This is a genomic window from Gemmatirosa kalamazoonensis (genome assembly GCF_000522985.1).
Taxonomy (GTDB): Bacteria; Gemmatimonadota; Gemmatimonadetes; order Gemmatimonadales; family Gemmatimonadaceae; genus Gemmatirosa; species Gemmatirosa kalamazoonensis.
In genome coordinates this window covers 103,609-124,757 of sequence record NZ_CP007130.1, presented here as the reverse complement: position 1 = coordinate 124,757, position 21,149 = coordinate 103,609, and the positions used below count along the sequence as shown (strand labels likewise).

Genomic DNA, 21,149 nt, shown 5'->3' with positions numbered 1-21,149 from the left:
AGCATCACATTCACTGTGCGCGGCATTCTGACGGCTGAGACAACCGTACCTATGTTCCGCCACCGGGGCCGTCGGAGCATCGTGTGGCCGCTGTCGGATGGTGTCCGACACCACCATGGCTGCGGTGGCAGGCGGTGGCAGCATGACGGCGGCAGGCAGCCGGACACCGCCGCCACGCCCGGCGATCGTTAGGCGGCCCAGGGTCTGACGCGCTCGATGAGACGCACGTCAGCCGCCGCGTGCGAGCCGGACGGCGGCGAGCACGATCACCACGCCGAGTAGGGCGTTCGCGCGTGCCAGGACCGCCGCGTTACGGCGAAGCGTCACGGACCGGAGCGACCCGGGTTCCGCGCTGGCGGCACGCGGACCAAGCACGAAGTCGTGAATCGCACTCGCGGTGAGCATGGCCACGACTCCGACGAGCTTGACGCCCAGCGCACGTCCCACAGGCGTCTGCCAGAACGTGGCGGCACCGAGGACACCGTCCCAATGCAGGAGCCCACGAAAGTGCAGGTTGATCACGCCGGTGGTGACGAGCGTGCCGATTGCCCACCAGCCAACCGATCGGAACCGCAGCCCGAGCTCTCGAAAGAGGTGCTTGCGCAGCGCGGGCGGTTCGACCGCGCGCAGGACCGGCGCGCCCACGACGCCGAGAAAGAACATGCCGCCGAGCCAGAGCATCGCGGCGAGGACGTGAGCGGTGACACTCGCGAGGTAGAGCGCGGTCATCGGGGGCCACGACCCGCGCGATTCGCACCGACGACCGCTGTGGTCACCGGCGCCCGTGGGCGAGCCTGAGGAACTCGTCGCGCGTCATCGGGCAGTCACGCACGGCGCCGCGCACCGCGCTCGTCACGGTCGAGGAGTTCTGTTTCTCCACGCCGCGCATCATCATGCACAGGTGGGCCGCCTCGACGACGACGCCCACGCCCGCCGGATGCAGCACCCGCTCGATCGCGTCCGCGATCTCCTCGGTGAGTCGCTCCTGTACCTGCAGCCGGCGCGCGTACACGTCGACGATGCGCGGCAGCTTCGACAGCCCCACGACGCGCCCGTTAGGCAGATACGCGATGTGCACCTTGCCGAAGAACGGCAGCATGTGGTGCTCGCAGAGCGAGTAGAACTCGATGTCGCGGACCATCACCATGCTCCGGTACGACTCACTGAACACGGCGTCGCCCACCACCTCGTCGGCCGACATGTCGTAGCCGCGCGTGAGGAAGCGGAGTGCTGCCGCGACGCGCGACGGCGTCTTCCGGAGTCCGTCGCGCCCCGGATCCTCACCTAGCAGCTCGAGCTGCCGCTCGATGGTCGCCGCGAGCTCGTCGTCGATCGCGCCGTCGAACGAGGTGGCGTCGGCGTGGGCTCCGAGCGCGCGAACCGCGTCGAAGCGCTGCCTGAGGGTGCTGCCACTGCTGCCCATCGCCGCTCCGGTCAGAGTGACTTGAGGTACTCCACGAGGTCCCGCTGCTGCTGGTCCGTTAGCCGCAGGCTCCGCACACGGTCGTAGTGCGCGACCACGTCGGCCAGTGTCTTGGCGCTGCCGTCGTGGAAGTACGGCGCGTGCTGCCACAGCCCACGCAACGGCGTCGTGCGATACGCTTTCCCTGCGGTTCGCGCTGCGTAGCGCGGATCCATTCCGGTCTCGGACGGGGCGTGGAGCTTGCCAGTGTTGACGTCGGTGAACGTGCTCCCGGCATGGCACGTCGCGCACTGCCCGGCGCCGGTGAAGACGGCGCGCCCGCGCTCGGCCGCGGCGACGTCGAAGCTCCCGGCAGGAGGGGCCGGCTTCTGGAGGCTGAGCTGATACTGGCGGAGCGCCGGCAGCTTCGGCGTGACGAGATCGGGCGCCTGCGCGACGTTGATCCCGAGCCGCGGGTCGCTGAAGTTGCCCTGCCCATGCATCTGCGTGACAGCGACGTAGGCGTTCCAGTACGACACCGGCCCCTCGGCCGTGAACGTCTCCTTGTCGACGCCTAACAGCCCGTACGCCGGCGGCAGCACGAGCGGCGTGCTCTGTCCGTCGAAGTTGATGCGCGGGTCGTACTTGCCGGCCCCCCACGTGCGGAGCACGGCCTTGACGTTCTCCGCGACGGCGGGGGAGAGCGCGACGATGGCGCCGGGGTTCAGCTCCGTGTTCGGCCAGCCGTCGAGGCGGCGGCCGATGCCCTTGGCGAAGCTGTTGTCGACGGTCGAGTGGCAGAGCGCGCAGGTGATCCCGACGCGGACGAGCGAGTCGCGGCCGCCCACCGTCTGCACCTGGCCTTTCAGGCCGACCACCGCGTTCAACTTGAGCAGCGTGACCGTGGTTGCGGGGCTGTTGAGGTCTACCTTGCCCGCGGCCAGCGCGTCCCTGACGGCCTGCGGCAGACTGTCGACGTCGACCCTGAGCCCGACTGCGAGCGCCGCGGCCGGGGAGACGGCCTGCTGGATGATCTCGTGCATCCGCAGCGTGTCGGTCCAGTACTTCTCGTCGCCGAACGTGTCGAAGCGGAAGATGTCCTTCCCCTGTGCAACGAGCGCGGGATCGAGGTGCTCGGGGCGCGGCGCGGTCGGCGCGTCGTCGGAGCACGCGACGGCCGAGCCGATCGCGCCGGCGCCCAGGAGCGCGAGGGCGGCGACGCCGGTGGTGAGCGCGCGGCGCACGGTCAGCGCTCCGCGAGCTGCTTGTCGAGGTTCTGCGCGGCGATCATGTGCGCCTGGAACGCGGGCGCGACCTTCACGACGAGATCCTTCACCTCGGCGTTCTTGATCGCCGGCAGGAGCGTCGACTGGATGGCGTCGATGACAGCCTTGTGGAACGCGACTTCGTGCTGGAGGAACGCGTGATCGAAGGCGGCGCCGTGGAGCACCCGCAGGCGCTGCATGGCGGCCTCGTGATCGGTGGCCGACGCGTCGTTCTTCGGTGGCGTCGGCGTGACGCCGAGCTTCTTCGCCAGGTCGCGTCCCTGCTGGCGGACCATCTTGTGGTCGCGCACGAGCATCGCGCCGAAGTCGCGAACCTCCTTCGTGTGCCCGCGCTCGGCGGCGAGCTGGCCGGTCTCGATGTCGGCCGTGTTCGCGGCGTCGAAGATCGCGACGATCGTGGCATCGTCGAGAGCCTGGTGTGTGGTCGCCGAGGCGATCGCGACCGGTGTCGGCGGGCGGGTCGCGGCCGTGAGCGCCGCGGTGGTGACGAGACTGAGGGCTGCGATCACGATCCTGCGCATGAGAAACCTCGATGCTGTGAGTGATGCGGCGTTGCCTGTCGGCGCGTCCCCCTCGGCTCCGGCTGGCGCCGGACCGCCGCGGGACGCGTCTCGTGCCGGAAGGAGTGCCCGGTGGACCAGAATAAGTCAAGTAATCACTGTAAATATTTGACATAATGCCTGAGAGGGGCTACTCTTGGGGTGTCCGCATCCACGGTGCGTCCATGTCTGCAACCGATTTCGCCAGGCGTTTTCTCGGCACGACGCGGGGGCAGATCGTCGCCTTCCTGCGCCGCGGCACGCGAACGGTCGAGGAGCTGGCCCGCGCCGTCGGCCTGACCGACAACGGGGTCCGGAACCACCTCGCGACGCTCGAGCGTCATGGGATCGTGCGGCAGGAGGGCGTACGGCGCTCTCCCGGTGCGGGAAAGCCGGCGGTGCTCTACGAGGTCCATCCGGACGCCGAGCCGCTCTTCTCTCGCGCGTATGCGCCGGTGCTCACGACCACGATCGACGTCCTCGTCGACGAGCTATCCGCCGCCAAGGCCGAGGAGTTGCTCCGCGAGGTCGGCCGCCGACTCGGGCGTGATGTCGGTGGGCAGGCGTCGGGCACGATCCAGGAGCGCGCCGCCGCCGCCGCGGCGGTACTCGAGGCGTTAGGCGGTGAGGTCGACGTCGTCCACGACGAGGCGGGTCTGCGGCTGCGCGGCTACGCCTGTCCGCTGTCGGCCACGGTGTCGCGGCGGCCGGAGATGTGCCGCTCGGTCGAGCGGCTCGTAGGCGAGGTCGTCGGCGCACCGGTGCGGCAGTGCTGCGAGCACGGCGCGCGTCCGCGATGCTGCTTCGCCGTCACGACCGCGGCCTGAATGGGTTGTGCGGCGGCGTGTCGGGTGGGTAGTCTTCGAATGAAGCAGACAACTGAAGGGGAGTAGCTCCGCGGGCCGAGCCCGCGCTGCCGGATCGTCAACACTGCGCCTTGGGGCGCACGGGCCGGCAAGTCCCTCGTGACCGAGCGAGACCTTCGTACCTGAACGGGCGGCCGTTCGGCGTGCGGAGTGCTCGCTCGTCGTGCGTTCGCCCCCAGCGAAGGAGGGCGCGTGCATCACGGGGACATGATCGATGGTGCGGGGCTGGGCGACAGCGTGCCGGTGGAGTCGGTCGGCAGGGTTGCGGCCGAGGTTACGCCAGAGGGAAGGGCGTCGGGTGACACGACTGACTGCACCGAACGCATCGTCGTGGGCGTCGACTTCAGCCCCGCGTCGCTCAACGCCGGCCGCTGGGCGGTCCGGCAGCTCGCGCCGGCGAGCACCGCGCTGTTCACGCACGTAGTGCCGTGGCCCGATGGCCCGCCGTCGCACGACGGCGAGACCGTGCGTGGGGTGCGCGAGGCGGAGCGTCCGTATCGCCAGATGCGTCCCGCGCTGCTCGGTGGACTCGCAGGCTTCGCGGCGAGTCTGCGTCTCGCGCGCACCCGCTCGGTCGTGCGGCTCGGGCGCCCGTCCGCCTGGCTCGCCACGCTCGCGGAGTCGGAGCACGCGGATCTCCTCGTGCTGGGGCGCCGCAAGGACGCTGCGCGGCACCGAATCGGCGAGCCGAACGTCATCGAGCGGGTTGCGCGCCGTGCGCCGTGCGCGGTCCTCGTGGTGCCGGAGGAGACCACCGCGCCGGTCGAGCACGTGATCGCCGCCGTCGACGCGAGCCCCGCCGCCGAGCAGGTCGTCGCTCGGGCACTGCGTGTGGCGCGAGTGCACCGTGCCGCGCTCACGCTCGTGCACGTGCTTTCGCCCTGGACGGGAAGCTACGACCGCCTGCTCGCTCCGCGGCGCGATGGTGTCGGCCGTGCCGAGCGTGTGCCTGCGAGCGAGGTAGCCCACCGCGACGCGATGTACGCGCGGCTCGCATGGCTGGCGCGAGACGCCGGGCCGGAGGTCGCCTGCCGGGTCTCGGTCCCCGGTGGCGACGCCGGGCGCGAGATCATCGACCTGGTGCGCCGGAGCGGGCCGAGCGTCGTGGTCGTCGGAAAACGAGGGGCCGACGCTGACCACCCCGGCCGCGGCACGATGGCACGTCGCCAGTGACGCCCCCGCAGCTGCGCGCGCTTCATTGGGGGCCCGTAAACGCCATCAAGAACCTCAGCGAGAACGTCAGGCGGCGCCATGCCCACGAGATCTCGGGCGAGCGGCTACATGAGAAGGATCGGGACGTGGAGGCGTGACACGCGTACGCCCCATCGCGATCACCTTCCAGCTCGGAGCTTCGCCGCCATGTCGTGGCCCGATCGCCGAACTTCCTCGTCCGTTAGGCGCTCCCGCACCGCGCGGTCGCTCGTTCTACTTGCCGTCGTCGCCGCCGCCGCTGCGTGCACCGACGCCCCCGCGACCGCCCCACGCTTCGCGGCGCCGCGCGCGCGGGCCGACGTCGGACCGACCCCGACGCCGATCGACAGCTTCCGGATCGATCCGGACTCCATTCCTGGCAGCTATTACGCGACGGGCACGTTGGTCCTGCACGCGCCCGCACCGGCGGGCGGCGCGACGGTCGTGATCACGAGTTCTAACAACGCGGTGGCCTGGGTCGCGCCCGACAGCCTGGTGATCGTGCCGGCAGGGACCACGCGTCGGACCTTCACCATCTTCTCGGGCCCCGACCCCGTCGGCAGCATCCCCATCACGTTCTCGGCCACGTACCTGGGCCAGACGCGCACGGAGAACCTCACGGTCTACCAGGACCCGCCGCCGGTCATCACCCTCTATCCCGGCTCGCTCAATTTCGGCTGGCAGCCGTTAGGCACGACGAGCGCCCCGCAGACCGTGTTCCTGGAGAACTTCGGCAGCACCGGTCCGCTCCTCCTGGGCGCGATCAGTGTCTCCGGGCCGTTCACGCAGACAAACGACTGCCCGACCATCCTGGTCCACCCTGGCGACTACTGCCATGTGTGGGTCTCGTTCAAGCCGACGATCAACGGTCTGGTGAGCGGCACGCTCCTCATCCCGAACAGCTCGCCGAACAATCCGGCGGCGGTGGGTCTCAGCGGGGTCGGCTACGTGCCCGCGCCGGGGATCAGCGTCACGCCGACGTCGATCGGCTTCCCATCGGTGGCGCTCGGTCTGGCCACGTCCGGCCGCGCCATCACGATCAAGAGCACCGGCAACGCGCCGCTGGTCGTCTCGTCGGTGAGCCTCGGCGGCGCGAATCCCGGCGACTTCTCGCTGTGGGATCCGTGCAGCGGCACCTCGCTGGCTCCCGGCGCGTCGTGCAGCGTCTGGGTGAGCTTCGAGCCGCTCCGCGTCGGATCGCGCACGGCGACGGTGAACGTGGTGCACAACGCCGGCGGGGGCTCGTCGAGCGTGTCGGTGAGCGGCACGGGCCTGAAGCCGGCGGGAGGCATCATCCCGTAGGCGCTTGGCCCGGATGTCGTTGGGTATTCGAGTGGGGCGCGGCTCTCCGGGTCGCGCCTCACTTCATTTGCAAAACTTAAGGAACCCGCAACGGTAATTATGGGCTCCGTTATGTCGCTCGTGCTGCCCGCCCCGGCCACCAGGACGCGGGTGCCGGGACCCCCGCCGTCCCGGCACCCATCGCCTGTCGTCAGACCCGCTCGATGTCCGGCACCAGCACCCACGCGTCGCCGGTCGCGTTCCGCACGAGCCGCTCGAACGTCGCGTTCAGCACGTCGCCGCGGGTGCCCACCGAGTACTCGTACTTCTCGAAGTCCCGCAGCAGCGCGTACGTCGTGAAGTTCGACCCGCTCACCCGCACGTCTACACCGTCCACCGCCCACACGAAGTACTCCGGCCGGCTCGCGCCCCACGTGATCTTGTGGTAGGTGCTCTTCGGCGCGACGCCCGGCGCGCCGCCCCACGCCGACGGGGCGTGCGACTTCACCTCGAAGATCGTGGTCGGCTGCCCGCTGCCGCGCGCGCGCGATACTGGAGCGTCCCCGGCGGCTCCGTCAGCGTGCCGAAGTCCTGCGTGTCCGCCGACACGTTGCGCCCGATGCGGCTCAACAGCTCCGCGGTGTTCGCGACGACGCGGCGCGTGACCGCGCGCATCGTCTCGGTGAGCAGCGGCAGCTCCACCCACCGCTCCGCGATGTGGTTCTCCCCCGACGTCTCGAACGAGCCGACGCACACCTCCCACCGCGCGTCCGTCCAGTTCTTCGGGTCGGGCACGAAGCGGATCGCGTCCTGGAACGAGTCCTCGAACAGCGTCGCGTACTCGTCGTAGCTGCGGACCATCTGGCCCAACACCACGCCGAGGCGCAGGATCGCCGCGTCGGAGAGCGCCGGCCGCGTGCTCGTGTGCTCGATGAACAGGAAGTTCCAGCGGTCCTTCTTCAGCCCCTCGTCGATCTCCGCCGCGTCGCGCGACTCGTCGGCGCTGAACACGCCGTCGTCGACCGCCACCTCCGCGGCGTGCACGCCGAGCTGGCGCCAGAACGCGATGCGCCGCAGGAACGGGGCGACGTTGCGTCGGCGCGCCGTGTCCTTGGAGATGCGATAGGCCTCGACGCCCTGCGCGACGAGGTTCCCGATCTCCACGGCGAGCAGCACGCCGGCGACGCCGCGCGCGCCGACCCGTCCTGCCGGGGTCAGATGCGCGACGCTCATCGTCTCCATGTCGCCGAGCATCTGCTGGAACCCGAACTGCGCGCGCACTCGGCGCATCACGGTCAGCTCGCCGGCCGGCCCGCCGCGCGGCCCGGTGAAGATGCTCTTCCGCGTCGCGGGATCGAGCTGGCTCACCATGTAGCGGAACGCCTCCTTCGTGAACCGGCCGTTCTGCAACGCGTCGGTGAGCTGGACGCGCAGCGGCACCTCTCGCTCGGGCACCTCGCGCAGCCGCCGCAGCTGCTCGAAGCCAGTCGTTCCGATCGCCGTCTCCGCCGCGGTCGTCGCGGGAATGCGTCCGACCGCCGCGGTGAACGCGGTGCCCGCGGCGCCGGTGGCGTAATCGCGCACGGGCTGCTGTCCACGCGCTGCCGGCGCCGTGCGCACCTGGGCGGCCGCCAGCAGCGCGGCGCCGGTCGTCGTGCGCAGCTCGTCGAGCGAGCGCTCGATCGTGCGCAGATCCGATTGCGGATCGTAGCCCTTGGTCGTGCGCGCGACGTGCGGTCCCCACAGCTCGATCGTCTCGCGCGCCGCCTCGAGCCGCGCGATGCGCTCGAGCGCGGCGACGAGCGGCGAGCGGATCGGACTGTACACTGTGGCCGCGGGACCGATCGGCCGGGCACCGCCGCTCGTCGCCTGCACGCCGGACGCCGTCTGCGCGCCGACGTTCGTCTCCACGACCTCGACGCCGATGCGGCGCATCAGCTCGAGCGTGTCGGCGCGCGCCTGCACGTGCTGCCCGGGATCGGTCTGCAGCGTGACGGCGAGCCTGCCATTCCGCAGCAGCGTCGCCTCGAGCAGGCGCATGATGCCGGGCACGTCGGCCGCGGTCATCGCGCCGCGGTGATGGCTGAAGCCGTCGATGAGCCGCACGTCGCGGAACGTCTCGCTCCACGCGCGCGCGCCCATCAGGTCGTGCAGCGACTCGAGGTCGGCGCCGCGGAAGTCGCCCAGCACGACGACGGCGTTCCGCTCGCCGCGCCGCGTCACGCGCACGAGCAGCGACGCGGCATCGGTGTGGCGCGGCAGCTTGAGCTTCGCGCTGTCGGCGAGGAACTCGAACGTCGCGTCGCCCAACGTGTAGCGTCCGCGCACGAGCGTGCCGGTCGGCGTCGCCGGCTGCAGCTTCAGGTCCGCGGGCTTCCAGCTCGCGCCGAAGCGCGCGCGCAGCGCCCGCATCGTCGCCTCGTACACCTCGTCGGGCTGCTGCGCGTCGTACGCGCGCGGGATGACGACGTTCTCGGGCTTGATGCCGTAGTCCTGCACGACGCGCGCGAGCTCGTTCGCGTGGTCGGCGTGGCGGTGGATGAGGATCACCGTGCGCACCTCGGACAGCCCGAGGTCGCGCACGCGCGCCGCGAGGTGGTCCAGGTACACCGCGGCCGGCTGTCGCTGCGGGTTCCGGCCGGCGTCGAGCATCACGCCGAGGCGCGGGCCGGCGCGGAACACGCGCGACGCGCCCGCGGCGACGGCCGGAAGGCCCAACAGCGGCCCGAGGTCGTTCGCGACGACGACCCGGCTCCAGTCGATCTTCCCGAGCTTCTCCGGCGGCGTGACGACGCCGAGCGTCGACGACGGCAGCAGGAACAGGTGGCCGTCCCCCACGAGGAAGACGATGGACTGACGGTCGGCGACCCAGTCGTGGAGCGGGTTCCGGTCGTCGTCGTCGGCATCGTCGTCCTCGCGGTACTGCTCGTCGTGCGCGTCGCGGAAGCGGTAGACGCCCTGGCCCGCGGGCAGCCGCCGCCACGCATCCGTGAGTCGCCGGCCCACCGTCCGCACGTCGCCGCCGTCGTTAGGCACCTCCGCCACCTCGACGTACAGCCCGTCGCCGCTCGCCTCCACCGTCACGCCGCGGCGCTTGATCTCCCACGCCAGCTCCGGCCGCTCCGACACGATCACGGCCTTGTAGCGCACGCCCTGCCTCGGTGCCGAGCGTACGAGCACGTCGCCGGCGCGCGGCGCCTCGGAGAGCTGCATGCCGGGGCTCGACAGCGGCGTGAGCGCGTTCCGTCGCCCGAGCAGCGCAGCCGCGAGCGCGAGGAGCCCCGCGGCGTCGCGCGGCGTCGCGTCGGCGGCGCGCTCGAGCAGGCGCTCGCGGAACGAGCGATCGTCGCCCGCGTCCTCCTCGGCCGACTCCGGCATCACCTTCGTCGGGCGCGCGGGCTTCGGGTTGCGCTTCGTGCCGACGACGTGCGCCACGGTGGCGTTGGGCTGGGCCTCGGCTGTCAGGCCGCTCGCGTCCGCGCCGGCGCCGTCGTCGCGCACGGCATCGGTGTCGTCGGCGGCTTCCTGCAGCGCGGCGCCGCCGAGGCGTGGCAGGAAATCGGTCACCAGGCCGGCGAGCCGACGCTGCCGGTTCATCCGATCGGGCGCGGCGTCGCGAGCGATGCCCGCGATGGCGTCCCACGCCGCGATGCCGTCGGCCCGCTGCGACGCGCCGGTCTCGTCGATGTAGACGTACGTCTCGCGCGCGATCGTTGCGTGCACGTGCATCACCGCGGCCGCCATGCCCGCTGCCGTCGCCTGCTGATGCACGACCCCGCGCACGTCGTCGAGATCCTTCTTCGACAACCGGCGGGCGTAGTACGCGGCGTACGCGTACATCAGCGCCTTCTCGCAGAGTCGGTAGCGCGCGACGTAGTCGTCGTTCGTCAGATCGACCGCCTCGCTGCCGATGCGGGCGGCGCTCGGCGCCCAGCGCACCCACACCTCGTGCTCCGCGGAGACCGCGGGCAGGCTCGCCAGGCTGGGCACGTGCACCGTCGTCGTGACGGTGGCGAGCCTCGTCTTCCACGTCGCCTCGGTGAGCTCGCCGAGCGTGTCGCCGATGCCGATTGCGAACGCCTTGCGGTACGCCTCCGCTTCCTTGAGCAGACGGGCTCCGGCGTCGCCGCTGCCGCCGGCGAGCTTGAGCGCGCCCTTGTGCCCGCGCACGTCGTCGAGCTGCGGGAGCGGGATCTCCCCGCCGTCGTCCTTGTCCCACAGCAGCTTCACCGCGACGAGGCCGATGAGACCCGCGAGGATGGAGCGGAGGATCGAGTGCCCGAACAGCCCGCCGAAGAACTCGGCCACGTCGCCCAGCAGATCCTCGAGGATGTCCTTGATCGTCCGCTTGACGCGGTCCTTGAGATACTGCCCCCACTCGAAGTGCAGCGTGAGCACGATCATCGCCTTCGCGGCGAGGCGGAACTCGTTGCCGAGGATGGTGATCGGCAGCGTCACCTTCGGGGTCTTGACCTTGACCTGGAACGGATCCGTCAGGCTCGACTGGATCGCCGGCGTCACCTCGATCGGGCCGACGCCGATGTCGCGCTTGAACTGGATCTTGTACTTCCCCTTCGCCGACTCGGCCTTCACGTCGAAGCCGAGGTAATCCGTTAGGCCCGCCTCGACCTGCGGCTTGTAGTCGCCGTTCACCCACCGCGCCTTGATCTTCACCAGCTCGTCGTCGGTGGCGTTCACGGTGGCGACGATCTGCACCTCGATGTGCCCGAGGACCGTGAAGTACTTGAACCGCTTGACGACGCGGTCCTTCGTCGCGAACACGTACTCGCCGGCCAGCTGCCACGCCCGCGCTTTCGGCGCGGGCTTCGGTGGCGGTGGCGGTGGCGGCGGTGGGGGTGGCGGCGGCGGTGGTGGCGGAGGTGGTGGCGGAGGAGGTGGCGGCGGTGGCGGCGGTGGCGGTGGGGGTGGTGGCGCATGGCAGCGCACGCGCAGGCTCTCGCGCAGCTCGCGTCGCGTCGACGTCATCAGCCGGTAGTCGAAGTCGCGCTGCAGGTCGCCGCCCGGGTTGAGCCGGGTGAGCAGCTGGCACGCGTTAGGCCCCGACGGCACGGCGTCGAACAGCGTCCGCAGGTCGCCGAGCCGGCGCACGACGCGCGGCGCGTCGTCGTCGGCGATCGGCTCCCAGAGCAGGTCGAGGATGCGGTTCCCGAGCACGTCCTTCACCACCGCGCGCGGGATCGCGTGTCCCGGCCCGCCGTCGTCCTCGGCGACGTCCGTACCGTCAGGCACGACCGGGGCGTTAGGCACGCCGGTGAGGAACGCGAAGTCCGCGAGCGACGGCGACGTCGCGACGACCGAGTCGTCGAGCGCGTCGTCGAGCGCGTCGTCGAGCGACTCGCGGGCCCATGCGTCGGAGGTCGAGCTCATGGCGGTGTCTCCGGAGAAGTCGTCGCGAGCCCACCGCCGCGCGGCACGCTCGGCGGCGACGGGGTCGAGGTAGCCGTGGCCGATGCGGTGGACGTCGAGGTTCGCGTCCGGGTCGTCGTCGTCGATCGCCGCGTGGTCGGTGCTCGCCAGCAGCAGCGCCCGCGTGTCCAGGATCTCGATCGGCCGGCCGATCGCCTCGAACATGACGGCGACGACGCCCACCACGTGGGGCGTGGCCATGCTGGTGCCGGATTTCGAGACGGCGCGCGCCGACGGCGCCTCGCCCGGCGGCGTGGAGCGCGCGGCCGAGATGCTCACGCCGGGCGCGCACACCTCCGGCTTGAGCCGGCCGTCGCGCGTCGGCCCGGCGCTCGAGAAGCGCGCGATCCGGCGCGACGCGTCGTGCGGGTCGTACGCGCCGACGCCGATCGACAGGCGGCCGTTGCACAGCGTGCCGGTCGTGAACAGCGGCCCGTCCGCGGAGTCGGCGAACCGCGGGTGCGGCCCGCGCTTGCGCTCCACCCACGCGTGGAAGCGGCCGTCGGGCGCGGCGTCCCCGCGCAGCCGGATCTCCCACGTGCCGCCGGGCGCGCGGGGATAGAGGAACAGATCCACCTGGTGCTCGCCCGTGCCCGCGGTGCGCACGTGGTACACGTAGCCCACGCCGCGGCCGCCGATGGTGAGCGGGGCCTCCGCGCCCGGCGCGACCGCGGCGAGCTGCGCGCCGTCGGGCCCGACGATCGTGACGAGGAACCGATCGCCGCGCGCGTACCAGACCTCCACCTCGTTAGGCGTCGTGTCGTGCGTCGGCACGGTCAGGCGCAGCACCGCCTCCTCGCCGGTGCGCAGCCGCCCGTGCTGGTGGGCGCCCGCCATGGCGTAGTTGCCGATGCTGTTGCACACCGCGCGGCCCGGCTCGAGCCACACCGCGCGGTCGATCCCCTGCTCCACCATCGTCGACCCGTCGTGCGGCCCGCCCTGCGCGCCGACGCTCATGTTCACGACGCACGGCCGACCGTTCGCGACGCGGAACACGAAGTCGAGCGCCTCGAGCAGGCTGGCCGAGTCGCCGAGGTTGCGCGGGCCGAGCACGTCCGACGTGCGCGCGAGGTGCACGCACACGAGCCGTGCGTCGGGCGCCACGCCGCTCATTGCGGCACCGCGGCCGTTGCCCGCCGCGATGTCCAGCACGTGCGTGCCGTGCGTGCCGTATCGTTCGTGGGTCGCGCGGTCGGGCGCGTCGGCGTCGGCGGGATGGTAGCCGAGCGTCCGGTACGGGTCGGGCGCGGCGAGGGCGCGATCGATCTCCGCGGCGGTGTGGATGCGCCCGTAGCCCCAGACGTTGTCGGGCCCCGAGCCGGCGTCGCCGCGCTGGTCCCAGAGCGCGAGCAGCCGCGTCGAGCCGTCGCCGTTGCGGAACGTGTCGAGCGCGAAATCGAAGCCCCAATCGAGCACGCCGATCACGACGCCGCGTCCGGTCGCGACGAGCCCCGCGGGCCGGCGCGTGTACGGCGAGTCGTCGGGCGCGTCCTCGGCGATCGGCAGGTCGCCCAGCGCGTCGTCGGCGCCTAACGGATCCGCGTCGGACGCGTCGATGCCTGACGGAGGCGCGTCCAGCACCTCGATCGACGGCAGGAGGTGGAACGCCGCCTCCATCTCCACCACCGCGGGGCTCTCGGCGAGCGCGACGAGCTGCGAGCGGGGCGCGCGCAGCGTCACCACGTCGCCGAAGCGCGTGACGGCGCGCACGCCCGGGGGCAGCGCGGTCACGTCGGGCACGCGCGCGATGAGCGAGATCTCGTCGTCGCCGTCGCCCTCGCGCGCGACCTCGGCGAGCGCCGGGTCGTACTGGCGAACCTCCGCCTGCGGGTCGGCCATCGGCTGCACCGTGGTGAGCGGACCGGCGCGCGGCCCTCGCGGCGCGGTGATGCCGTCGCCGCGAGGATCGCTACGCCGCCGTGTCGACTGTCTGCGTCACGGCTGGCCGGCCTGCTGCGCGCCGGACGCGCTCTTTCCCTTCGACGTGGCGGGCGGGGGCGGCGTCGACGTACTGCTCGCGTACTCGTTGGACGCGCTACTGGCCGAGCCACCGGTGGACTAGCTCGTCTCGAGCGCCGTCACGCGCGCCTCGAGCGCGGTGAGGCGGGTGTCGAGGTTCGTGACGCGCGTGTCGAGCGACGTCACGCGCGTGTCGATCGTGCCGACGCGCGTCTCGAGCTGGTCGATGCGATCGTTCACGACGGTGGCAGCGGGTGCCGCGATCCGATCGAGCTCCCGCCGGCGCTCGCCGGCGAGCGCCGCGCGCTCCAGCAGCGTCGCGTCGATCGAGGCGACCCACGCGAGCGCCTGCGGCAGCGAGCCGTTGGTGCGGTCCGCGAGCACGGCGTCGCCCGCGGCGACGAGCGCCGCGCTCGCGCCGATCGCGCCCGCCGCCGCCGTGTGCAATGCCGTGATCGACGGTGCGCCCGTGCCGTCCGTGCGCCGGCGGTCGACCGCGTCGACGACGAGCGCGAGCTTCGCCGCGTCGATCGTCGGCGCGACGACCGACCCGGGGTCGTCCCTCGCCTGCCGCGCCAGCTCGAGCGCGTTGGCCGGGTCCTCGAGCGCGGCGGCAGCGGCCACCGCGCGCAGGATCTGCGTCTCGCGCGTCGAGGCGCCGGTGCCTAACGCCGGCACGCCGATCCCGAGCGGGATGTTGATCCCGGCCGCGGCGCCCGACCCGGCGGATCCGCCGCCGATGGGAATGGTCACGCCCATGTTGTGAGCCTCCGTTGGGACGATGTGCTACGGGGTGCCGGCGGCGTTCGCGTTGAAGCCGTTCGCGAGACCGCCGAGGATGCCCGGATTGCGGAGCAGCAGTCCGATGCCGCCGATCACCACCGGGTTGCCGAGCGCGCCCTTGCCGTCGCCCAGGAAGCCCAGCTTCACGGCCCCCTTCAGGAGCTGGAACACGTTCAGCTGGGTGCCGTTCAGCGCCTCGACAAGCTCCAGCGCGCCGTCCGCCTTGTTCAGCTTCTCGATCCGCGTGAGCTGGCGGCTCTGCGCCGTCGCGACGGTGACGACGCCGTCGACGCGGCGATCGATCGTGCCGAGCCGCGCGTTGATCTCCTGGATGCCCTTCGCGGTGCGCACGAACTCGGCGGCGACCTTGTCCATCCCTTCCTTGTACTGCTTCTGCGTGACCGGGCCGTTGCCGGCGCCGGTCGGGTCGCGGTACGCGGATCGACCGTCGGGGGTCGGCACCGGGCGGCCGTTCGTGCGGCCGCGGCCACGCCCGCGTCCGCGGCGCGCCTCGCCGAACTCCCCGCCGGCCGCGTCGATCAGCGAGTCGAGCATCTCGTCCACCTCACCGTGGTCGTATTCCGCGACGTTAGGCCCGTAGCTCTCGTCGGTCTCCATGGTCTCGTAGTCCTCGGCGTTCATGGGGAATCCTCCGTGGTAGGGGAGGGGTGCGCGCGAGCGCGCATGCGCCGGACGGCCGGAACCACCAGCGCCTCGAACAGCGGCGGGTCCGGCGGCGACGCGCCGCTGCTCCCGTGGCCGCCGCACAACGGACAGTGCGCCTCGCCGCCCCAGCACGCGCGGCACGCGCCGAGCGCCGCGGCGAGCGTGTCGTTCACCTCGCGCAGGCTCGCGAGCTCCTGACGCATGCGCGCGAGCGTGCGCACGTCGACGCACACCATCTCGTCGGCCGACGGATCGGACGACGACGGGTCGGGCTCGGGCTCGGGCGGCGAGTAGAACGGCACGTCGACGACGGGCTCGCTCACAGGCGGCGACGCGCCGTATCGCGTGCCGTATCGCGCGGCGCGCCATGCCGCGCGCCGGCGCGGCTCGTCGATGTCGTCGTCGTCATCGTCGTCATCGTCGTCGTCGTCGTCGCGCCGGCTGCCGAGCGCGCCGAGGAGCTCCATGACCGCGCGCTGCTCGGGGGTGAGCGGCGCCTCGGCCAGCGCCATCATCAGCGACGGCAGGCCGCCCCCGCCCTGGAGGAGGCCGAGCAGCAGCGGCAGCGCGGCAGCTCCCGCTCCCTGCCCCGATGGCCCCTCGCCCGTCGGATCGTCGGCGCGCGTGGGGTCAGACATCGGGCCACTCCCGCCAGTCGCGCGTGGCCGCCTCGAACGCGGCCATGGGGTCGGACTCGTCCCACGCGTCGTCCCACGCATCGTCCCACGCGTCGTCCCATGCGTCGCCCGATGCCTCGGCGTCGTCCATCGCCTCGCCGTCGGCGTCGATGATCGCGACCGCGGCGAGGTCGGTCAGCAGCATCGCAGCGCGCTCCGCGGGATTCGCGATGTCGCCGCGGGGCTGGCCGACGTCGTCGTAGAGGTGCTCGGCCGCGTAGTCCTCCACCGCCGGCCCGTCCGATGCCGCGACGGACGCCAGCTCGGCGATCGCGTTCGCGAACGCGGTCGGCGGGACCTGCCGCGAGCCCACGGCGATGGTCTGGCGACCCACCGCGGCGAGAACGAGCGCGAGCAGCGCCTGGATCGTCTCGGGCCGCGTCAGCAGCGCGACGAGCTGCATCGCCGCCGCGTCGGGCGTGAGGCTCGACGTCGTGCCGAGCGGGGCGACGGCCGGCGCGTTCGGCGCGCCGTTCGACGACGCCACGGGCGGTGCGCTCGGCGTCACGTTAGGCGGCGCGTTCGGCGTCGCGTTAGGCGTCGCGTTAGGCGTCGCGTTAGGCGGCGAGGCGGCGGGTGCGTTGGGCGTCGGAGCCGGTGCGGGTGGTGCCGCACGCGCCCCGGCGCTCGGCGCACCGCCGCCGCCGAGGAGCGCCGAGCCGCCGCCGATGATGCCGCCGGCGACCGCGCCCCACGGGCCGGCGACCGCGCCGCCCTGGGCCGCGCCCTGCACCACGCCCGGCAGCGCGCGCTGGACGATCGGCGCCGCGTCACGCCCGAAGCGCTGGATCGTGCCCATGAAGTCCTCCACGTCCTCCGCCGGCGTCCCGGGAAACGTGCGCGCGAGCAGCGCCTCGAGCGCATCGTCGTCGAGCGCCATCCGGTCGGGGCCCATGACGCGGCGGACCGCGGGATACTCCGTCGACGTCAGGCGCCAGTCGTTCGCAGCCATGGCTTCCTCCGGCCTCGTGGTATCACTGACGAAGGGCGCTCTCGGCGACCGACCGCACGAGACCCAGCAGCGAGCTCGCCGACACGTCGCGATCGTAGGCGAGCGCGCGGCGGCCGTCGGTCGAGACGAACACCGCGGACATCTCGCTCGCGTCGCCGACGAGCCGCCGCAGGTCCGCGTCCGGGGTGCGGACGATGATCACGTCGGGCTGCAGGCGCTTCGCGGTGTCGCGCAACGCCACCGCGCTCGGTGCGGTCGGACCGTCGCACGGCGGCACCGCGTCGAGCACGGCGATGTCGGCCGCGTCCTTCAGCGCTTCCATGATGACCGACCGGAACACTCCCGGCGGTATCCAGACCAGGACGCGCGATCGCGCCGTCGGACCACGGATCATCTCCGGCAGGCTCCGAGAGAGACGAGGCCCACGATCGATGTCGGCGGCGCGCGACGCCATGAGCCGAAGGAGCGAAGTTGGGCTCAGGCGGAGATGCAGTCGGGGCACATCCTCGCGTGCCGAGCACCGCGTGAATCCTGGGTTCAGCAGGATTCAGCAGGGTTCAGCTGATTTCGGCGCGATCAGCCGCCGACGGGCACGCCGAGTCCGCTCGGGGCGCCGGGGAGCCAGCGCGATGCGACCGCGATGGCCTGCGCGCGGCCGCGCACGCCGAGCTTCTCGAGCACGTTGTGGACGTGGTTCTTCGCCGTCGCGAGCTCGATGCCGAGCTCGCGCGCAATGTCCTTGTTCGTGCGTCCCGCCTCGAGCAGCCGCAGCACGTCGAGCTCGCGCGCCGTGAGCGCGGTGGGGGCCGTCGCGCGCGTGCCCGGGCGCATCCCGGTGCGCGTGCGCGCGAGCTCGGCGACGCGGCGCAGCAGCGCGGCGGCGATGCGCACGGAGCACCGCAGCTCGCCGCGCGCGGCGGCCTGCAGCGCGCCGATCAGGTCGTCGACGGACGCGTCGCGCGGCACGTAGCCGGCCGCGCCGGCCTCGGCGCACGGCATCACATCCGTGGCGGTCTCGGGCACGCCGAGCGCCACGATCTTCAGGTCGCGCGACGCGCCGGCGAGCGCCCGGATCTGCTCGAGCGCGTTAGGCATCGCCATGTCGAGCAGCAGGGCCTCGGGCTGGTCGCGCTCGATGACCTGCAGCGCCTCCGCGAGCGTGGCCGCGGTGGCGACGACGTCGACGGCAGGCGACCCTCGCAGGAGGCTCGCGAGGCCGTCGCGAAACAATCGAACCTCGCCGAGAATGGCGGTCCGGATGGCCATGCGCCCGACTCGCGATGTCCTGCGATGCGCGACCGCCGGGGTAGCGCGGTCCATCGAAACGAGCGACCATGATGCGCTGCCCCGGTCGCACGCGCCAGCGTCGGCGCACACGTGCGGCCATCGCCCCATCCAACATACGTAGAATCGGCGGCGTTCCGGACACCGCGATGGTGCGCCCATGTCGCGTTCACACGAGCACGACCGCGCCACGAACGTTCGCCGCGCGTCGGCCACGCGCATCGTCGTCGTCGTGCTCGCCGCGTGGGCCTGCGGGCCGCAGCCGCCGCCGATCCTCCCGCCCGGACCGTACGTGCCCGGGCAGTCGTACTTCAGTCAGCACGACTACATCGAGTACATCGCCGGGAACGCGCCGGTGATCTTCAGCGCGCCGCACGGCGGCACGCTGGCGCCGGCCGACATCGCGACGCGCACCTGCGGAACGAACACGACCGATCTGAACACCGAGGAGCTCGTCCGACAGATGCAGCAGTCGTTCTTCAACCGTACCGGACGGTTCCCGCACGTCGTGATCAATCGGCTGAGCCGGAGCAAGCTCGATGCGAACCGCGACGTGCAGGAAGCGACGTGCGGCGATGCGAACGCGACGGCCGCGTGGGTCGCGTGGCACGGCTTCCTCGACGTCGCGAGGCAGGCGGTGACGGCGAACGGCGCGCGCGGCTGGTACATGGACATGCACGGCCATGGCCACGCGATCCAGCGTCTGGAGATCGGCTACGACCTCTCGGCCGCGACGCTCGCCCTCTCCGACGCCGCGCTCGACGCCGGCACCGCGTTCGAGGACTCGAGCACCATCCGGACGATCTCGCACGACGACACGAGCCGGTCGTTCTCCGCGCTGCTGCGTGGTCCGACGAGCCTCGGTGCGATGTACGCCGCGGAGGGATTTCGCGCGGTGCCGAGCGTCACCGACCGATCGCCGGGCGGCGATCCGTACTTCAACGGCGGCTTCAACGTCGAGCGCTACGGCTGCCGCGACGGCGGGACGCTGTGCGCCGTGCAGATCGAGACGAACCTGACCGGCGTCCGCGACGACGCGGCGAGCCGCACCCGGTTCGGCGACGCGACGGCGCGGATCCTGGAGCGCTACCTGGCCGCCCACTGGGGCGTCCAGCTGACCCGCTAGCGGGGGCCGCGCGGGGGCCGCGCGGGGGCCGGCGCGGAGGCTGGACCGGGCGCCGGTTGCCGATTTCGGCTTCCCCCCCCATCATCAGCGCTCCGAGGTGCTTGAACGTTACAGCAACGTGGACAGCGCCCGCTCCGGCCGATCGTCCGGCTCCGCAGCCCCCTCACCGCCGCCCGTGCCATGAGCTCCTTCTCGCGTCGTACCTTCCTCAAGTCCTCGGCCCTCGCGGCCGCCGGCGCCGCCCTGCCGGCCAAGGCGTGGGCCCGGATCCCGGGCGCCAACGCCGACATCCGCGTCGCCGTGATCGGCCTGAACGGCCGCGGCCGGAACCACCTGCAGAGCCTCGCGCGCATCCCGGGCGTCCGCGTCGTCGCGCTCTGCGACGTCGACACGGCGGTGCTCGACAAGGTGAAGCCGACGGTGAACGGCGGCGACGTGAAGACGTACACCGACCTGCGGAAGCTCTTCGACGACAAGGACGTCGACGCGGTGACGATCGCCACGCCGAACCACTGGCACAGCCTCGCGGCGATCTGGGCGATGCAGGCGGGCAAGGACGTCTACGTCGAGAAGCCGGTCTCGCACGAGATCTGGGAGGGGCGCCAGCTCGTGAACGCGTCCAAGAAGTACAAGGACCGCGTCATCCAGGTCGGCACGCAGATCCGCTCCGGCGAGGGGCTGCAGCAGGCGGTGCAGTACGTCCGGTCGGGTCAGCTCGGCAAGATCACGGCGGCGCGCGGCTTCTGCTACAAGCGCCGCGACTCGATCGGCCTGTGCGGCGGCCCGCAGCAGGTGCCGTCGACGATCGACTACAACCTGTGGAGCGGCCCGGCGCCGCTCGTCGCGCCGCACCGCAACACGAAGAACGGCCCGGTGCACTACGACTGGCACTGGATCTGGCTGTACGGCAACGGCGACGTCGGCAACCAGGGCATCCACCAGATGGACGTGGCGCGCTGGTTCCTCGGCGAGGAGGGGCTGCCGCGCCACACGATGTCGATCGGCGGCCGCCTCGGCTACGTCGACGACGGCGAGACCCCGAACACGCAGGTCGTCATCCACGACTACGCCACCGCGCCGCTCATCTTCGAGGTGCGCGGGCTGCCGAAGGCGGCCGGCGTCCAGGGCGCGGGCGGCGACCCGGCGGCAAACCAGGGCGGCGCCGCGGCGCGCGACATGGACAACTACCGCGGCGTCGACATCGGCAACGTCATCGACTGTGAGGGCGGCAGCGTGATCGTGCCGAGCTACACGACGGCGCGCGTGGTCGACAAGAGCGGCACCGTGATCAAGGAGTTCACGGGCCGCGACACGCACATGCAGAACTTCATCGACGTCGTCCGCAGCCGCCGGTCGCAGGATCTCTTCGGGCCGGTCGAGGAGGGGCACGTGTCGAGCGCGCTCTGCCACCTCGGCAACATCTCGCACCGGCTCGGCAAGGCGCAGTCGGAGGCGGTGCTCACGTCGTCGATCAAGTCGGACGCGAAGCTGTTCGAGGCGCACGGGCGGATGCTCGAGCACCTCGCGGCGAACAAGGTCGACCTCGGCAAGACGCCGCTGACGCAGGGCGTGCCGCTGCAGATCGACGCGGCGCACGAGCGCTTCGTGGGCTCGAACTCGGCGCAGGCGAACGCGATGCTGAAGCGCGACTACCGCAAGCCGTTCGAGGTGCCGTCGCTCGGCTGACGCTCCGACGGCTCGGCATCGCAC

Annotated in this window: 17 protein-coding genes; 5 read left to right on the top strand and 12 right to left on the bottom strand. The window is 72.1% G+C overall.

The annotated features are described in order from the left end of the window. Positions 1-228: 228 nt before the first annotated feature. Genes J421_RS28425 through J421_RS28410 form a run of 4 tightly spaced genes read right to left on the bottom strand, consistent with a single transcriptional unit; the run spans position 229 to position 3,209 of the window. Positions 229-729 carry a DUF4149 domain-containing protein gene (locus tag J421_RS28425; RefSeq protein WP_025414510.1) on the bottom strand — a complete coding sequence of 167 codons (501 nt, stop codon included), beginning with the start codon at positions 727-729 and terminating at the stop codon, positions 229-231. A 43-nt stretch (positions 730-772) separates the two neighbouring features. Further along, complete coding sequence (gene folE, locus J421_RS28420) at positions 773-1,423, bottom strand: GTP cyclohydrolase I FolE (RefSeq protein WP_025414509.1); 651 nt, start codon at positions 1,421-1,423, stop codon at positions 773-775. An 11-nt stretch (positions 1,424-1,434) separates the two neighbouring features. After that, a complete protein-coding gene (locus J421_RS28415) occupies positions 1,435-2,646 on the bottom strand; it encodes a c-type cytochrome (protein ID WP_025414508.1) in 1,212 nt (403 codons plus the stop codon). Positions 2,647-2,648: 2 nt separating this feature from the next. Then, positions 2,649-3,209, bottom strand: a complete 561-nt coding sequence (locus J421_RS28410; protein WP_025414507.1) for a DUF4142 domain-containing protein — start codon at positions 3,207-3,209, stop codon at positions 2,649-2,651. Between the two features lie 203 nt (positions 3,210-3,412). Here J421_RS28410 and J421_RS28405 point away from each other — a divergent pair, with 203 nt between their 5' ends. The 3 genes from J421_RS28405 to J421_RS28395 all read left to right on the top strand — a co-directional run bounded on the left by J421_RS28405 (position 3,413) and on the right by J421_RS28395 (position 6,586). After that, entirely contained in the window at positions 3,413-4,054 is a 642-nt protein-coding gene (locus tag J421_RS28405) for a helix-turn-helix transcriptional regulator (protein ID WP_025414506.1), read from the top strand. Positions 4,055-4,285: 231 nt separating this feature from the next. Beyond that, positions 4,286-5,266, top strand: coding sequence for a universal stress protein (locus J421_RS28400; protein WP_148306599.1), 981 nt, complete (start codon positions 4,286-4,288; stop codon positions 5,264-5,266). A 186-nt stretch (positions 5,267-5,452) separates the two neighbouring features. Beyond that, positions 5,453-6,586 carry a choice-of-anchor D domain-containing protein gene (locus J421_RS28395; protein ID WP_158508948.1) on the top strand — a complete coding sequence of 378 codons (1,134 nt, stop codon included), beginning with the start codon at positions 5,453-5,455 and terminating at the stop codon, positions 6,584-6,586. Between the two features lie 190 nt (positions 6,587-6,776). Here the strand turns inward: J421_RS28395 and J421_RS28390 are convergent, their stop codons facing one another. From J421_RS28390 to J421_RS28355, 8 genes are all read right to left on the bottom strand, one after another. Further along, the gene (locus tag J421_RS28390; RefSeq protein ID WP_025414503.1) at positions 6,777-7,073 is read right to left on the bottom strand and encodes a hypothetical protein; all 297 of its coding nucleotides are present in this window, start codon (positions 7,071-7,073) and stop codon (positions 6,777-6,779) included. Continuing rightward, positions 7,070-13,831, bottom strand: a complete 6,762-nt coding sequence (locus J421_RS33410) for a S8 family serine peptidase (protein ID WP_025414502.1) — start codon at positions 13,829-13,831, stop codon at positions 7,070-7,072. Before J421_RS33410 ends, J421_RS28390 begins: the two co-directional genes overlap by 4 nt. 219 nt (positions 13,832-14,050) lie before the next feature. After that, the gene (locus tag J421_RS28380; RefSeq protein WP_148306598.1) at positions 14,051-14,704 is read right to left on the bottom strand and encodes a hypothetical protein; all 654 of its coding nucleotides are present in this window, start codon (positions 14,702-14,704) and stop codon (positions 14,051-14,053) included. A 33-nt stretch (positions 14,705-14,737) separates the two neighbouring features. Further along, positions 14,738-15,376: a hypothetical protein gene (locus J421_RS28375; RefSeq protein WP_025414500.1), complete on the bottom strand. Its 639-nt coding sequence runs from the start codon at positions 15,374-15,376 to the stop codon at positions 14,738-14,740. Further along, positions 15,373-16,038, bottom strand: coding sequence for a hypothetical protein (locus tag J421_RS28370; protein WP_025414499.1), 666 nt, complete (start codon positions 16,036-16,038; stop codon positions 15,373-15,375). Before J421_RS28370 ends, J421_RS28375 begins: the two co-directional genes overlap by 4 nt. Further along, complete coding sequence (locus J421_RS28365; protein WP_025414498.1) at positions 16,031-17,029, bottom strand: hypothetical protein; 999 nt, start codon at positions 17,027-17,029, stop codon at positions 16,031-16,033. The genes J421_RS28370 and J421_RS28365 overlap by 8 nt, the downstream gene beginning before the upstream one ends. A 22-nt stretch (positions 17,030-17,051) precedes the next feature. After that, positions 17,052-17,351, bottom strand: coding sequence for a hypothetical protein (locus J421_RS28360; RefSeq protein ID WP_148306597.1), 300 nt, complete (start codon positions 17,349-17,351; stop codon positions 17,052-17,054). Between the two features lie 254 nt (positions 17,352-17,605). After that, complete coding sequence (locus J421_RS28355; protein WP_025414496.1) at positions 17,606-18,295, bottom strand: LuxR C-terminal-related transcriptional regulator; 690 nt, start codon at positions 18,293-18,295, stop codon at positions 17,606-17,608. A 178-nt stretch (positions 18,296-18,473) separates the two neighbouring features. On the opposite strand from J421_RS28355, the gene J421_RS28350 reads away from it, so the two are divergent. Together J421_RS28350 and J421_RS28345 are read left to right on the top strand one after the other, a co-directional pair. Beyond that, positions 18,474-19,439, top strand: coding sequence for a hypothetical protein (locus tag J421_RS28350; RefSeq protein WP_148306596.1), 966 nt, complete (start codon positions 18,474-18,476; stop codon positions 19,437-19,439). Positions 19,440-19,619: 180 nt separating this feature from the next. Continuing rightward, entirely contained in the window at positions 19,620-21,125 is a 1,506-nt protein-coding gene (locus J421_RS28345; protein ID WP_025414495.1) for a Gfo/Idh/MocA family protein, read from the top strand. The last annotated feature ends 24 nt before the right edge of the window (positions 21,126-21,149 follow it).